At 71.6% G+C, this 13,751-nt stretch carries 11 protein-coding genes and 1 pseudogene; 4 read left to right on the forward strand and 8 right to left on the reverse strand.

All coding sequences use genetic code 11. The features are described from left to right. Positions 1–28: 28 nt before the first annotated feature. Complete coding sequence (locus IPK81_06700) at positions 29–1,180, forward strand: nicotinate phosphoribosyltransferase (protein QQS13889.1); 1,152 nt, start codon at positions 29–31, stop codon at positions 1,178–1,180. An 80-nt stretch (positions 1,181–1,260) separates the two neighbouring features. After that, a complete protein-coding gene (locus IPK81_06705) occupies positions 1,261–2,787 on the forward strand; it encodes an ABC transporter substrate-binding protein (GenBank protein ID QQS13890.1) in 1,527 nt (508 codons plus the stop codon). A gap of 27 nt (positions 2,788–2,814) precedes the next feature. On the opposite strand, the gene IPK81_06710 is transcribed toward IPK81_06705, so the two are convergent. Further along, positions 2,815–3,783 carry an aldo/keto reductase gene (locus tag IPK81_06710; protein QQS13891.1) on the reverse strand — a complete coding sequence of 323 codons (969 nt, stop codon included), beginning with the start codon at positions 3,781–3,783 and terminating at the stop codon, positions 2,815–2,817. Positions 3,784–4,084: 301 nt separating this feature from the next. On the opposite strand from IPK81_06710, the gene IPK81_06715 reads away from it, so the two are divergent. Further along, entirely contained in the window at positions 4,085–5,572 is a 1,488-nt protein-coding gene (locus IPK81_06715; GenBank protein ID QQS13892.1) for an amidase, read from the forward strand. Here IPK81_06715 and IPK81_06720 read toward each other — a convergent pair. The 6 genes from IPK81_06720 to IPK81_06745 all read right to left on the reverse strand — a co-directional run bounded on the left by IPK81_06720 (position 5,569) and on the right by IPK81_06745 (position 10,340). Further along, positions 5,569–5,910 (reverse strand): WSC domain-containing protein, encoded by a 342-nt coding sequence (locus IPK81_06720; protein QQS13893.1) that lies wholly within the window; start codon positions 5,908–5,910, stop codon positions 5,569–5,571. The genes IPK81_06715 and IPK81_06720 overlap by 4 nt on opposite strands. Next, the gene (locus IPK81_06725; GenBank protein QQS13894.1) at positions 5,829–6,449 is read right to left on the reverse strand and encodes a hypothetical protein; all 621 of its coding nucleotides are present in this window, start codon (positions 6,447–6,449) and stop codon (positions 5,829–5,831) included. Before IPK81_06725 ends, IPK81_06720 begins: the two co-directional genes overlap by 82 nt. Positions 6,450–6,617: 168 nt before the next feature. Further along, the gene (locus IPK81_06730; GenBank protein QQS13895.1) at positions 6,618–7,586 is read right to left on the reverse strand and encodes an ATP-binding cassette domain-containing protein; all 969 of its coding nucleotides are present in this window, start codon (positions 7,584–7,586) and stop codon (positions 6,618–6,620) included. Beyond that, positions 7,583–8,569 carry an ABC transporter ATP-binding protein gene (locus tag IPK81_06735; protein QQS13896.1) on the reverse strand — a complete coding sequence of 329 codons (987 nt, stop codon included), beginning with the start codon at positions 8,567–8,569 and terminating at the stop codon, positions 7,583–7,585. The genes IPK81_06730 and IPK81_06735 overlap by 4 nt, the downstream gene beginning before the upstream one ends. Next, positions 8,566–9,426 (reverse strand): ABC transporter permease, encoded by an 861-nt coding sequence (locus IPK81_06740; protein QQS13897.1) that lies wholly within the window; start codon positions 9,424–9,426, stop codon positions 8,566–8,568. Before IPK81_06740 ends, IPK81_06735 begins: the two co-directional genes overlap by 4 nt. Continuing rightward, a complete protein-coding gene (locus tag IPK81_06745) occupies positions 9,423–10,340 on the reverse strand; it encodes an ABC transporter permease (GenBank protein QQS13898.1) in 918 nt (305 codons plus the stop codon). Before IPK81_06745 ends, IPK81_06740 begins: the two co-directional genes overlap by 4 nt. Before the next feature lie 146 nt (positions 10,341–10,486). Between IPK81_06745 and IPK81_06750 the strand changes: the two are divergent. Next, positions 10,487–12,146 (forward strand): annotated as a pseudogene (locus tag IPK81_06750) (NAD+ synthase). Between the two features lie 61 nt (positions 12,147–12,207). Here IPK81_06750 and gor read toward each other — a convergent pair. Continuing rightward, complete coding sequence (gor, locus tag IPK81_06755; GenBank protein ID QQS13899.1) at positions 12,208–13,590, reverse strand: glutathione-disulfide reductase; 1,383 nt, start codon at positions 13,588–13,590, stop codon at positions 12,208–12,210. Positions 13,591–13,751: the final 161 nt, after the last annotated feature.

Below are 13,751 nucleotides of genomic sequence, written 5' to 3' on the forward strand. Positions count from 1 at the left end.
GCCGCGACGCGATGGGAGGAACGACACGATGCATCCGGCCGATCCGGACGTCTCGCGCTACACCGATCACTACTTCAACCGCACCAAGGGCGTGATCGGCAAGTTCGGCGACTCCCGCGTCACCTACGCGATCTTCATGCGCCGCCCGGTGGTCTGCGCGCCCAGGCTGGCGCTGGACTGGCTGACCGAGCTCACGACCGCCCGCGGCGCCAGGGTCGACATCGACCTGCGCTACCCCGAGGGCAAATGGGCCGGCGCCGGCGAGCCGATGATGTACGTCACCGGCTCGTTCTTCCACCTGGTCGACCTCGAGACCATCTTCCTGCAGAAGCTCGGGCCGGCCTGCGTGGCGGCGTACAACGCCTACACGATGTGCGCGGGCATGCCCAAGACGGCGTTCCTGGCGATGGACGCGCGCCACTGCGCCGGCACCGAGATGGCCGAGATGATGGCCTACGCCGCCTCGGTCGGCTCCGGCCGCGCCCGGCGCAAGGACGGCGCCGTCGGCTTCATCGGCAACGCCACCCACGCCACGGCGCATTTCTTCGGCCGCGACAAGGGGCTGGGGACGATGCCGCACGCGCTGATCGGCTACGCCGGCTCGACGCTGCGCGCCGCCGAGATGTACCACGAGACCTTCCCCGACGAGCCGATGACGGTGCTGGTCGACTACTTCGCGCAGGAGATCAGCGACTCGCTGGCGGTGTGCCGGCGCTTCCCCGGCCTGGCGGAGCGCGGCGAGCTGTCGGTGCGGCTCGACACCACCGGCGGCCGCTACGCCGAGGGCCTCGACCCGCAGCGCTCCTACGCGGTGATGGAGAAGCACGCGCCGGAATCGATCCGCGGCTACCGCTCCGAGGAGGAGCTGCGCCACCTGATCGGCACCGGCGTGTCGGCGGCGGCGATCTTCCACCTGCGCGACAGCCTCGACGCGGCCGGCTTCAAGGCGGTGAAGATCGTGGCGTCGTCGGGCTTCGGGCCGGCGAAATGCCGCGTGATGGCCGAGGCGGGAACGCCGATCGATATCGTCGGCTCGGGCTCGTTCCTGCCGTCGAGCTGGACCGAGACCTACGCCACGGCCGACATCGTCGAGTACGACGGCGTGCCGCGCGTGAAGATCGGCCGCGAGTTCCTCCACCGCGGCCGCACCGGCGCGGCGCCGTCGGCGGCGGCGGAGTAGCGGCCGCCGGCCGGCGGGCGGACTTGCCGGGCGGGCGCGGAGGCGCCTAGTGTTCCCCCTTCCATGTTGGGGGACGACACATGCGCATGAGATCCATCCTCGGCGGTCTGGCGGCGGCCGCCGCGCTCGGCCTGGCGGCGCCCGCCTCGGCGCAGAAATCGGCCGACACGCTGCGGATCCTGTTCCGTGACGCGGTGCCGAACATCGACCCCTACTTCAACGCCCAGCGCACCGGGCTGATCCTCGGCCACCAGGCGTGGGACATGCTGGTGCACCGCGATCCCGACAGCTTCGAGATCAAGCCGGCGCTGGCGACCGAGTGGAAGCTGGTCGACGACAAGACCCTGGAGTTCACGCTGCGCGCCGGCGTGAAGTTCCACGACGGCAGCGTCATGAGCGCCGACGACGTGGTCTACACCATCAACATGGTCGCCGACCCGGCCAGCAAGGTGGCGACGCCCAGCAACTACGCCTGGATCGAGAAGGCCGAGAAGATCGGCGACCTCAAGGTCCGGATCGTCATGAAGAAGCCGACGCCGGCGGCGCTGGAGTATTTCGCGCTGGTGGTGCCGATCCATCCCAAGGCGTACCGCGAGAAGGTCGGCGCGGAGGGCTTCGCCAAGGCGCCGGTCGGCGCCGGGCCGTACAGGATCGTCAAGATCGACCACGCCAAGGAGGTCCATTTCGAGCGCTTCGCCGACTACTGGAAGGGCAGCCCCAAGGGGACGCCGCGGATCGGCAAGCTGCATGTGCGCTTCGTCGGCGACACGGCCACGCAGATGACCGAGCTGCTGGGCGGGCGCGCCGACTGGATCTGGAACATCAACCCCGACCAGTTCGAGTCCGTGAACCGCATGCCGACGTTGACGGCGATCCGCAAGGAGTCGATGCGCGTCGGCTACCTGTCGATCGACGCCGCCGGCCGCAGCGCCCCCGGCAATCCGCTGACCAACGTCAAGGTGCGGCAGGCGATCTGGCACGCCATCGACCGGCAGTCGATGGCGGACAAGCTGATCACCGGCGGCAGCCGCGTGCCGCCGGCGCCGTGCTTCCCGAGCCAGTTCGGCTGCGACGCCGACGCCGCCGTGAAGTACGCGTTCGACCCCGCCAAGGCGAAGGCGCTGCTGGCCGAGGCCGGCTTCCCCAACGGCTTCGAGATCGAGTTCGTGACCTACGTGCAGCCGACCCAGTGGAGCGCGGCGATCCAGAACTACCTCGCCGCCGTCGGCATCAAGGCCAAGATCACCCAGCTCCAGGTCTCGGCCGCGATCCAGAAGGCGTGGCGCGGCGAGAACCCGCTCTACCACGGCAGCTGGGGCAGCTACTCGATCAACGACGTGTCGGCCATCATGCCGGTGATGTTCGGCGGCGGGAACGACGACTACTCGCGCGATCCGGAGATGCACAAGCTGCTGGAGGCCGGCGGCTCGACCAGCGACCCGGCCAAGCGCAAGACGGCCTATTCCGCGGCCATCAAGCGCGCCACCGAACAGGCCTACTGGCTGCCGCTGTTCACCTACGTCAACACCTACGCGCACTCCAAGACGCTGGACTTCAAGCCCTACGCCGACGAGCTGCCGCGGTTCTACCTGTACGGCTGGAAGTAGCGGCCGCTCCCCGGCGACGCGCCCGTCCTACGGGCGCGTCGCCAGGATCCGGCCGATCACGGCGGCGGTGAGCGGGCCGCGCTTCACGGCGGCGACGGCGGCCTCGAGATGGGCCAGCGTCGAATAGCCGATCAGCATCGTGCTGACGGCCTCATGGGCGATCACGAAACGCATCGCCAGCTCGGCCAGGCTGGCGGCGGCCCCTTGGCGGATCAGGGGTTCGAAGCGCTTCGCGCGAGCCACGTCGGCCGCGAAATCGGCGCCCGAGCCGATCGGCTCGACCACCTGCATCGCGTGCTCGTGCCGGGCGAGGGTGCCCGACAGGGCGCCGCCGGCCAGCGCGCGGATGCCGATCACCCCCATGTCGGCGCGGCGCGCGGCGTCGAGCAGATCGGCGTAGTCCTGGCCCGGCCACTCGTCCGGCAGTTCGCCGCCGGCCGACGGGTTGAGCGCGTTGTAGACCACCTGCACGCAGTCGAAGGCGCGCGCGTCGACCACGCGGTGCAGCGCGTCGGTGTCGCCGACGCCGGTGATCCCGAAGAACCTGGCCTTGCCGGCGGTCTCCAGCTTCTCGAACGCGGTCGCGACCTCGTCGAGCACGATGCCCGCCGACAGGCCGCCCGGCGCGTCGGAGACGGGATTGTGGAGATGGAAAACGTCGACCTGGTCGAGCCCGAGGCGGCCGAGGCTGGCGTCGAGCGACTCGGTGATCGCCGCGCCGACGCGGCCGCGGTCCTCGGCCTTGAGGCGGACCTTGGTGCCCACGACGACGTCCGGCTTCAGGGCCGCCAGCACCCGCCCGAGATTGCGCTCGGATTCCCCGTCGCCGTAGAGCGCGGCGGTGTCGAAGTAGTTGATGCCCAGCTCGATGGCGCGCGCCACCGCCTGTTCCTGGTCGGCCGGCGAGCCGCGGGTCATCAGCCCGCCGACGGCGCCGCACCCGAAGCCCAGGACGGACACCTCCAGTCCGGTCCGTCCGAGCGGCCGCATCTGCATTCCCTGCTTCCTCCTGTTCGGCGCGACCGCCGCTTCAGGCGGCGGCCGGCGCGTTCGCGAGATGACTTTCGACCATAGCACCGATTCCCGCGCGCGGCGCGGGCGGCGGCGTCGGTTCCGGCCACGTCGCGCCACATCGCCGGCCCGCATGGCTCCGGACCGGCGCTCGGGCGGCGCCGAGCCCGCCGACGGGGTCCTCGCGCGGGCGCTCCGGCGCGCCGGGGGGCTCGGCGCCGCACGGCGTGACGGACGCCCCGTCGCCGTTCTAGGTTGCCGGCTTGGCGAGGGAGCGCGGCGCGACATGACATTGGCGATGGGCTGGGACGAATGGGCCGACGCGGACGCGCTCGCCCTGGCGGAGCTGGTGCGGACGCGGAAGGTCACGGCGGCCGAGCTGGCGGCGCAGGCGGCGGCGGCGATCGAGCGGACGAATCCGGAGCTCGGCGCGGTGGTCGAGGTGTTCGACGACGTCGTCGCCGATCCGGGCCGCGACGGCGCGACTCTCGACGCCCCGTTCGCGGGCGTGCCGTACCTGATGAAGGACCTCGGGCCGACGCTGAAGGGCCGGCTGCAGGAGATGGGCTCGAAGCTGATGCGCGGCAACCGCGCCGCGGCCGACACGTACCTCACCGGCCGCATCCGCGGCGCCGGCCTCAACATCATCGGCCGCACGACGACGCCGGAATTCGGGTGCTGCTCGTCGGCGGAGAACCCCGAGGTCTACGTCACGCGCAATCCCTGGGACACCGGCTTCACCACGCTCGGGTCGTCGGCCGGCTCGGCGGCGATGGTCGCCTGCGGCGCGGTGCCGATCGCGCACGCCTCCGACGGCGGCGGCTCGATCCGCCTGCCCGCCGGCGCCAACGGCAACATCGGGCTGAAGCCCTCGCGCGGCGTCTTCTCGCTGTCGCCGATGGCGTCGGACCTCACCGGCCTGGTCTCGACGCAGGGCTGCCACACGCGCTCGGTGCGCGACACGGCGGCGTTCGTCGACCAGTGCCGCGGCGGCGCGCCCGGCGAGTTCATGCCGTTCTGGCAGCCGGCGGAGCCCTACGCCCGGCTGATCGAGCGCGACCCCGGCAGGCTGAGGATCGCGCTGTCGCACGAGTGGGGCGACTACAGGGCGGTCCCGCATTTCGTGCGCGAGCTGGAGCGCGTCGGGCGGTTCCTGGAGGGGCTGGGCCACACCGTCGACTGGGCGCTGCCGCGGATCGACCTGCGCGCCGCCTTCGCGGCGCAGACGGCCTGCTACATCAGCAACTTCGCGCAGACGATCTCCAATCTGCTGGCGGCGCGCGGTCTCGACAAGCCGCCGGCGGACCTGGTCGAGCCGATCAACATCCGCATCTGGGAGGCCGGCGTCGACTACAGCTATGGCGAACGCGCCCGCATGCAGGCGGTCTTCAACACGACGTCGCGCGGATTCGGCGCGTTCTTCGAGGAGTGGGACGTCATCCTCACGCCGGTCATGGCGCTGCCGACGCCGCGCGTGGGCACGAAGGAGTACCTCACCATCAGCGACAACCCGTCGGTGCACGACTGGTTCGCCAGTCTCTGGCGCATCTTCGCCTACACGCCGCTGGCCAACCTCGCGGGCATCCCCGGCATCTCGCTGCCGCTGGCCACGCAGGAGAACGGCCTGCCGCTGGGCATCCAGGCGCAGGCCAGGCAGGGCGGCGACGGCCTGCTGCTGCAGCTCGCGGCGCAGATCGAACGCGCCATCGGCGGCAAGTGGACCGACGGGCGGCGCCCGCCAGTGCACGTCGCGCGGGGCCGATCCGCGGGCTAGCGCCCGGTGGCGTAGACGTGGTTGGAGGAGTAGCCACCGCACATCATCGTGCCGCCGGTGCACTTCATGTTGCAATTTCCGGCGGGTCCATAGCGTCCATAGCTGTTGCCGCACAGGCAGCTCTCGCTGTACTGGAGCCCGGCGTAACGGAAGCCCTTGCCGGCGCAGATCGAGATGCAGCGCTGCGGCGTGTTCTGCCGGCTCCTCTCAAGATAGCCGTCGAGGTCGAACGCGTTGGTGTCCTTGAAGCACCCGATCAGCGTGCCTGCCGGCAGCGCAGGACCGGCGGCGGTGCCGGGCCCCTTCGGTCCTTGTGGCGCCTGAGGCGCGGGCGCCACCACGACCGGAGGGGTGGATGGGATCGTGACAGGCGCGCGGGCGCGGCCGCGACGGGGACGAACCCGGTGGCCGTCGCCCGCAGCGCCACGCCCGGCACCGAGCCGAGGCTGAAATCCGTCAGATGCGGCGCGGAGATGCCGCCCGCGATCGCGGCGTCCTCGGCGCACAGGCCGCCGCGCTCCAGGATGAAATTCTGCCCGGCGACCTCGCCGTCCTTCAGGATCTTGTTCAGGCCCGTCGGGACGAACTTCCAAACCGAGAATTTGCAGCAGAAGCTGCGGAAGCCCTCGCCCATGCGCAGGGAATCCATCTGCGCGATCGCCGCCATGAAATCGGGCGTGGAGAACGTGCCCCATTGGATGAAGCCGAACCCCGGCGACGTCTGCGCGACCGACAACCAGTGGCTGCGAGTCGGCACGCAGCTCGCGGTGTTGTTCCAGACCGACCAGAGCTGCTGCGCCGAAGCCGGCGCGGAAACGGCCGACAGGAATCCCGTCGCGCCGAGGACGGCGCACAAGAACACCAGAATCTTCCGCACGTCGCGCTCCCGCCAAGGTCGAGGTGGACTCACCCGCGCACTCAACGCCAACGGAGACGCGGCGATCCAACCATCACCCCCGCCGGTCCGCAAGGGGGCGCGTCAGGCGGCGGCGGACGGCCGATACGTCGACGGAAGCGGCGGCGGGGGGCGCGAGGCCGCGACGGATCAGCCCATCGTCGCCGGGACGAGATGGCACTCGACGGCGCCGCCGCTCCGGGCGACGGCGGTGGGCGCCTCGACACGGCAGCGATCGACGGCGACGGGGCAACGCGGATGGAACCGGCAGCCCGGCGGGATGTTGGCGGGATCCGGCAGCGCGTCGCCCAGTCCGACGTCGGGCACGCCCAGCCCCGGCTCCGGCGTCAGCACCGAGGCCAGCAGCGCCTTGGTGTAGGGATGCTCCGGGGCGTGGAACAGGCGCGCCGTCGGCGCGGTCTCGACGATGCGGCCGAGATACATCACCGCGACGGCGCTGGCGACGTGCTCGACCACGGCGAGGTTGTGGCTGATGAACAGGTAGGTGAGGTTCAACTCGCGCCGCAGATCGGCCAGCAGGTTGAGGATCTGCGCCTGCACCGAGACGTCGAGCGCGCTGGTCGGCTCGTCGCACACCACGATGCGCGGCCGCAGCACCAGGGCGCGCGCGATCGCCACGCGCTGGCGCTGGCCGCCGGAGAGCTGCGCCGGCAGCCGCGCGCCCATCTCGACGGTCAACCCGACGCGCACCAGCATCTCGTCGACCCGCCGCGCGGTCTCCGCGCGCGTCAGATCGCCCTGCGCCGCGAGCGCCATGCCGACGATGTCGCGCACGCGGCGGCGGGGATTGAGCGAGGCGAACGGATCCTGGAACACCGGCTGGATCAGGCGCGCGCGGGCGCGGCGGTCCATCTCGGCGACGCGGCGGCCGTCGACCAGGATGTCGCCGGCGGTCGGCGGCAGCAGGCCGAGGATCAGGCGCGCGAGCGTCGACTTGCCGCAACCCGACTCCCCCACCACGCCCAGCACGTCGCCGGCGGCGACCGAGAAGGAGACGTCGTCGACCGCGACGACGTGGCGGTCCGGCGCGAACAGCCCGCCCCTGACGCGGAAGGTGCGGCGCACGCCGCGCACCTCGATGGCCGGCGCCGCGGTCATGCCGCCTTCTCCGCGCGCGTCCAGTCCGGCGGCAGGCGGCAGAGATAGGCGTGGTCGGGACCCGCGGCGCGGCGGTCGACGGCGCGCGCGCATTCCTCGGCGGCGTGGGCGCAGCGGTCGCGGAACGCGCAGCCCTCGAAGCCGGCGCCGATCCGCGGCACGGTGCCGGGGATCGAGCCCAGCGGCGCGCCGGGCGCGATCTTGCCGGGCACCGGCACGCAGTCGAGCAGCCCGCGGGTGTAGGGGTGCCGCGGCGCGGCGAACAGGTCGGCGGTCGAGGCGCTCTCGACCACCTCGCCCGCGTACATCACCGACACGCGGTGCGCCACGCGGGCGACGACGCCGAGGTCGTGCGTGATCAGCAGGATGGCCAGCCCGAGGTCGCGCTGCAGCGTCGCCAGCAGACGCAGGATCTGGGCCTGCACCGTGACGTCGAGCGCCGTGGTCGGCTCGTCGGCGATCAGCAGCTCGGGATCGCACATCAGCGCCATCGCGATCATGACGCGCTGGCGCAGGCCGCCGGAGAGCTGGTGCGGGAACTGGCCCAGGCGCATCCCCGGCGCGGTGATGCCGACCCGGCCGAGCAGCTCGGCGGCCCGGTCCAGCGCGGCGCCGCGCGCCGCGCCGCGGTGGCGCCGCAGCACCTCGGCCATCTGCGATCCCACCGTATAGGCGGGATTGAGGCTGGTCATCGGCTCCTGGAAGATCATCGCCATGCGGCTGCCGCGCAGGCGCGACATCTCGGTGTCGGACATGCCCCGCAGATCGACGCCGTCGAAGCTGAGCTTGTCGGCCGACCGGCGGGCGCCGCGCGCCAGCAGGTTCATGACCGCCAGCGCCGTCACGGATTTGCCGCAGCCGGACTCGCCCACGAGGCAGTGGGTCTCGCCGCGCGCGACGGCGAGCGAGGCGCCCCGCACCGCCGTCGTGCCGTCGCGGAAGGCGACGCGCAGGCCCTCGACCTCGAGCAGGGCGGCGCTCACGCGTCCGTCCCGGTGCCGAACATGTCGCGCAGACCGTCGCCCAGCAGGTTGATGCCGAGCACGAGGACGAACAGCGCGACGCCGGGGATCACGATCACCCACGGGCTGAAGAACATGTACTCCTTGGCCTCGGAGATCATCACGCCCCAGGACGGCAGCGGCGGCGGCACGCCGAGCCCGAGGAACGACAGCGCGGCCTCGAGAAGGATCGCCAGCGCGATCTCGAGCGTCGCCACGACCACGAGATGGCTGGCGATGTTGGGCAGCACCTCGCGCGCGAGGATGCTGAGGCGCGAGCTGCCGGCGCACCACGCGGCGGCGACGAAGTCGAGGTTGCGCACCTGCATGGTGGTGCTGCGCGCGACCACGGCGAAGCGGTCCCACAGCAGCAGGCCGAGGGTGAGCACCAGCAGCGTCATGCTGCTGCCCAGCAGGCCGACGACGGCCAGCGCCACCAGCACGACCGGGATCGACAGCCGGCAGGTGATCGCGAACAGCACGGCGTCGTCGATCCGGCCGCCGGCGAAGCCGCCGATCACGCCCAGCGCGATGCCGATGACGCCCGACGTGATGGTGACGGCGACGCCGATCAGCATCGAGATCCGCGCGCCGTAGATCAGCCGCGAGAGGTAGTCGCGGCCGAGCTGGTCGGTGCCGAGCAGGTGGAGCGGATCGGCGCCGTCCATCCAGAACGGCGGCCGCAGGCGTTTGTTCAGATCCTGGAAGAACGGGTCGTGCGGCATGATCACGTCGGCGAACAGCGCCGCGAACAGCGCCAGCCCGACGATGGCGGCGCCGATCCAGGTGGAGGCCGAGCGCCAGCCCCGGCGCGGCGCGGCGACGACGATCTCGCTCATGACGCGCGCAGCCTGGGATCGAGGACGGCGTTGAGCAGGTCGGCGAACATCGTCAGGCCGATGTAGATGACGGCCAGCACCAGCACCACGGACTGCACCACGGGGAAGTCGTTCTTGCCGATGCTCTCCCACGCCAGGAAGCCGACGCCGTGCAGCGCGAACACCGATTCGATGACGATCGAGCCGCCGAGCATGAAGCCGAGCTGGACGGCCGCGATCGCCACCACCGGGATGGCGGCGTTGCGCAGCGCGTGCTTGAGCAGGATCGAGGCGCGCGACAGGCCCTTGGCGCGGGCCGTGCGGATGTAGTCGGAACCGAGCGCCTGGATCATGCCGGCGCGCGTCAGCCGGGTCAGCGCCGGGATGGCGGAGAACGCCAGCACGATGCCGGGCATGACGTAGTGCTGCCACGAGCCGGTGCCGGAGATCGGCAGCCAGCCGAGCTGGAGGCCGAGGGTGATCATCAGCAGCAGGCCGAGCCAGAAGCTGGGCATCGCCTGGCCGACCAGCGCCACCGCCTGCACGGCGCGGTCGAGCCCGGTGTTCTCGCGCGTCGCCGCCAGCACGCCCAGCGGGATCGACACCGCCAGCGCGATCGCCAGGCCGGTGAGCCCGAGCGTCAGGGTCACGGGCATGCGCGAGGCGATCAGCGTCGCGGTCCGCTCCTTGAAGAAGTAGCTCTCGCCGAAATCGCCGACCGCGGCCCGGCCGACCCAGTCGAAGAACTGCACCACGAGCGGCCGGTCGAGCCCGTAGGCGCGCCGCACCATCTCGACGTCCTGCTGGGTGGCGTTGGGGCCGGCGATGGAGATCGCGAGGTCGCCCGACAGCCGCGTCAGGATGAACGACAGCGTCAGCACGGTGGCGGCGACGAGCAGCGCGACGATCAGCCGGCGGGCGAGGAAACGGAGCATGCCGCGCGACCTTAGGCGACGACCGCCGCCGACGCCATAGCCGCGGCCACCGAGGGCGCGACGGCCGATGGCGGCGGCGGGCGCGGCGTTGTATAGGGGCCGGCCCGCGGCTTCCGCGGCGACGCCCGCGACCCTACGATGCGCCCATGACCGACACGCTCAACATCGCCATCGCCCAGTTGAATCCCACCGTCGGCGACGTGGCGGGCAATCTGGCCAGAATCCGGGCGGCGCGCGCCGAGGCGGCGGGCCAGGGCGCCGACATCGTGGTGTTCTCCGAGCTCGTGCTGTCGGGCTATCCGCCCGAGGACCTCGTGTTGAAGCCGGCGTTCCAGCGGCGGCTGGCCGAGGCCGTCGACGCGCTGCGCGCCGACACCGCCGACGGCGGGCCGGCGCTGCTGGTCACGACGCCGTGGCGCGAGGCCGACAAGCTGCACAACGCCGTGCTGCTGCTCGACAAGGGCGAGATCGCCGGCAAACGCTTCAAGGTCGACCTGCCGAACTACGGCGTGTTCGACGAGAAGCGCGTCTTCGCGCCGGGCCCGATGCCCGGGCCGGTGGTGTTCCGGGGCGTGCGCATCGGCGTGCCGATCTGCGAGGACGTGTGGACGCCCGACGTGGTGGAGTGCATCGCCGAGACCGGCGGCGAGATCATCCTCGTGCCCAACGGCTCGCCGTTCGAGGTCGACAAGACCGAGCGCCGCCTCCAGCTCGGCGTCGCGCGCGTCGTCGAGAGCGGCCTGCCCTTCGTCTACGTCAACCCAGGTCGGCGGCCAGGACGAGCTGATCTTCGACGGCGGTTCGTTCGTGATCGGCGCCGACCGCAAGCTGCGGCTGTCGCTGCCGTCATTCCGCGAGGCCGTCGTCACTACGCGCTGGACGCGCGGCGCCGACGGCCGCTGGGATTGCGCCGCCGGGACCGTGGCGCCGGCGCAGTCGCGGCTGGAGTCGATGTACGACGCGATGGTGCTGGGTCTGCGCGACTACGTGAACAAGAACCGCTTCCCCGGCGTCGTCATCGGCCTGTCGGGCGGCATCGACTCGGCGCTGACCGCCGCCGTCGCCGCCGACGCGCTGGGGCCCGACCGCGTGCGCACGGTGATGATGCCGTCGCCCTACACCAGCCGCGACAGCCTCGAGGACGCCGCGCAGTGCGCCGACATGCTGCGCATCAAGTACGACACCATCTCGATCGAGCCGGCGATGCAGGCGTTCGCCGCGATGCTGGCGCCGGTGTTCGCCGGCCGCGCCGCCGACGTGACCGAGGAGAACATCCAGGCCCGCGCCCGGGGCGTGACCCTGATGGCGCTGTCCAACAAGTTCGGCGGCATGGTGGTGACCACCGGCAACAAGTCGGAGATGGCGGTCGGCTACTCGACGCTCTACGGCGACATGTGCGGCGGCTACAACGCGCTCAAGGACGTCTACAAGACCGCTGTGTTCGCGCTGTCGCACTGGCGCAACCAGAACCATCCGCAGGGCGCGCTGGGCCCGGCCGGCCGCGTCATCCCCGAGCGCATCATCACCAAGCCGCCCTCGGCCGAGCTCAAACCGGACCAGAAGGACCAGGACTCGCTGCCGCCCTACGACCTGCTCGACGCCATCCTCGAGGGGCTGATCGAGCGCGACCTGGCGACCGAGGAGCTGGTGGCCGAGGGCTACGACGCGGCCACCGTGACCCGCGTCTGGCGCATGCTCGAGAACGCCGAGTACAAGCGGCGCCAGGCGCCGCCGGGCGTCAAGATCACGGCCCGCGCGATCTCCCGCGACCGCCGCTACCCGATCACCAACGCCTTCCGCGGCTGAGCGCCACCCGCGGCGCCCGGGCGCGCGACGGGCGGAGCGCGCGACGGGCGCCGCGGCTCCCTCACTCCGCGGCGCGGGCGGTGGGTTCGGGATCGGGGCGCCTGGTGCGCATGGTGACGAACTCCTCGCCGGCGGTCGGATGGATGCCCACGGTGGCGTCGAACATCGCCTTGGTGGCGCCGGCCTTCACGGCGATCCCGATCCCCTGGATCAGCTCGGCGGCGTCGTCGCCGACCATGTGGGCGCCGACCACGCGGCCGCCGGCGCGCTCGACCACCAGCTTCATGAAGGTCTTCTGGTCGCGGCCGGTCAGCGTGTGCTTCATCGGCCGGAAGCTCGAGGCGTAGACGTCGACCGCCGGATGCACGCGGCGGGCCTCGGCCTCTGTGAGTCCGACGGTGGCCATCTGCGGCTGCGAGAACACCGCCGAGGGGACGTCGCGATGATCGGGCTTGCGCGGCCTGCCGCCGAACACCGTGTCGGCGAAGCAGTGGCCCTCCATGATCGCCACCGGCGTCAGGTTCATCCGGTTGGTGACGTCGCCGACGGCGTAGATGCCCGGCGTCGTGGTCTGCGACCATTCGTCGACGGTGACGGCGCCGGCCTTGTCGAGCAGGACGCCGACCTTCTCCAGCCCGAGACCGGCGACGTTGGGGACGCGGCCGGTGGCGTACATCACGACGTCGGCGTCGAGCGTGGCGCCGTCCTTGAGCGTGGCGCGCAGGCCGCCGTCGACGCGCTCGATGCGCGCGACCTCCGAGTCCGTGCGGAAGCGCACGCCCTTGGCCTTCATGCCGCTCTGCACGGCGTCGCGGCATTCCTCGTCGAATCCGCGCAGCACGCGGTCGCGGCGCAGCACGAGCGTCGTCTCGGCGCCGAGCCCGTTGAAGATGCCCGCGAACTCGACGGCGATGTAGCCGCCGCCGACGATGACGATCCGCCGCGGCATCGCCGGCAGGTGGAACGCGTCGTCCGACACGATCGCCAGCTCGGCGCCGGGGATCGACGGCCGCCACGGCCGCGCGCCGGTCGAGATCAGCACCTTGCCGGCGGTGACGGCGCGGCCGCCGACGTCGAGGGTGTGCTGGTCCATGAAACGCCCGCGCCCGACCACCAGATCGACGTTGGCGCCCTTGAGCAGGGTCTTGTAGACGCCGTTGAGGCGCATGACCTCCTTCTGGACGTTGTCGCGCAGCGTCGTCCAGGCGAAGGCCGGATGCGGCACGGTCCAACCATAGGCGGCGGCGTCCTCGACCTCCTCCGACACGTGCGAGCCATAGACCAGCAGCTTCTTGGGCACGCAGCCGCGGATGACGCAGGTACCGCCGACCAGGTCGTCCTCGCAGATGCCGACCCGGGCGCCGTGGCCGGCGGCGATCCGGCTGGCGCGCACGCCGCCCGACCCGGCGCCGATCACGAACAGATCGTAGTCATACCCGGCCATCGTGATACCTCTTTAGGTTGTATTCACAAGCCATATTCTCGCCTTTATATGGCCAATCCCGCGCCCCGTTCGGCCGACTATATCGACCGGCCGGAAAAACGCGAAGGCCGCGGGGATGCCCCGCCCGACCGCCGCGTAAGCATCAACGACATGGCCAGCCG

The sequence above is a fragment of the Rhodospirillales bacterium genome, from assembly GCA_016699855.1.
Taxonomy (GTDB): Bacteria; Pseudomonadota; Alphaproteobacteria; order Reyranellales; family Reyranellaceae.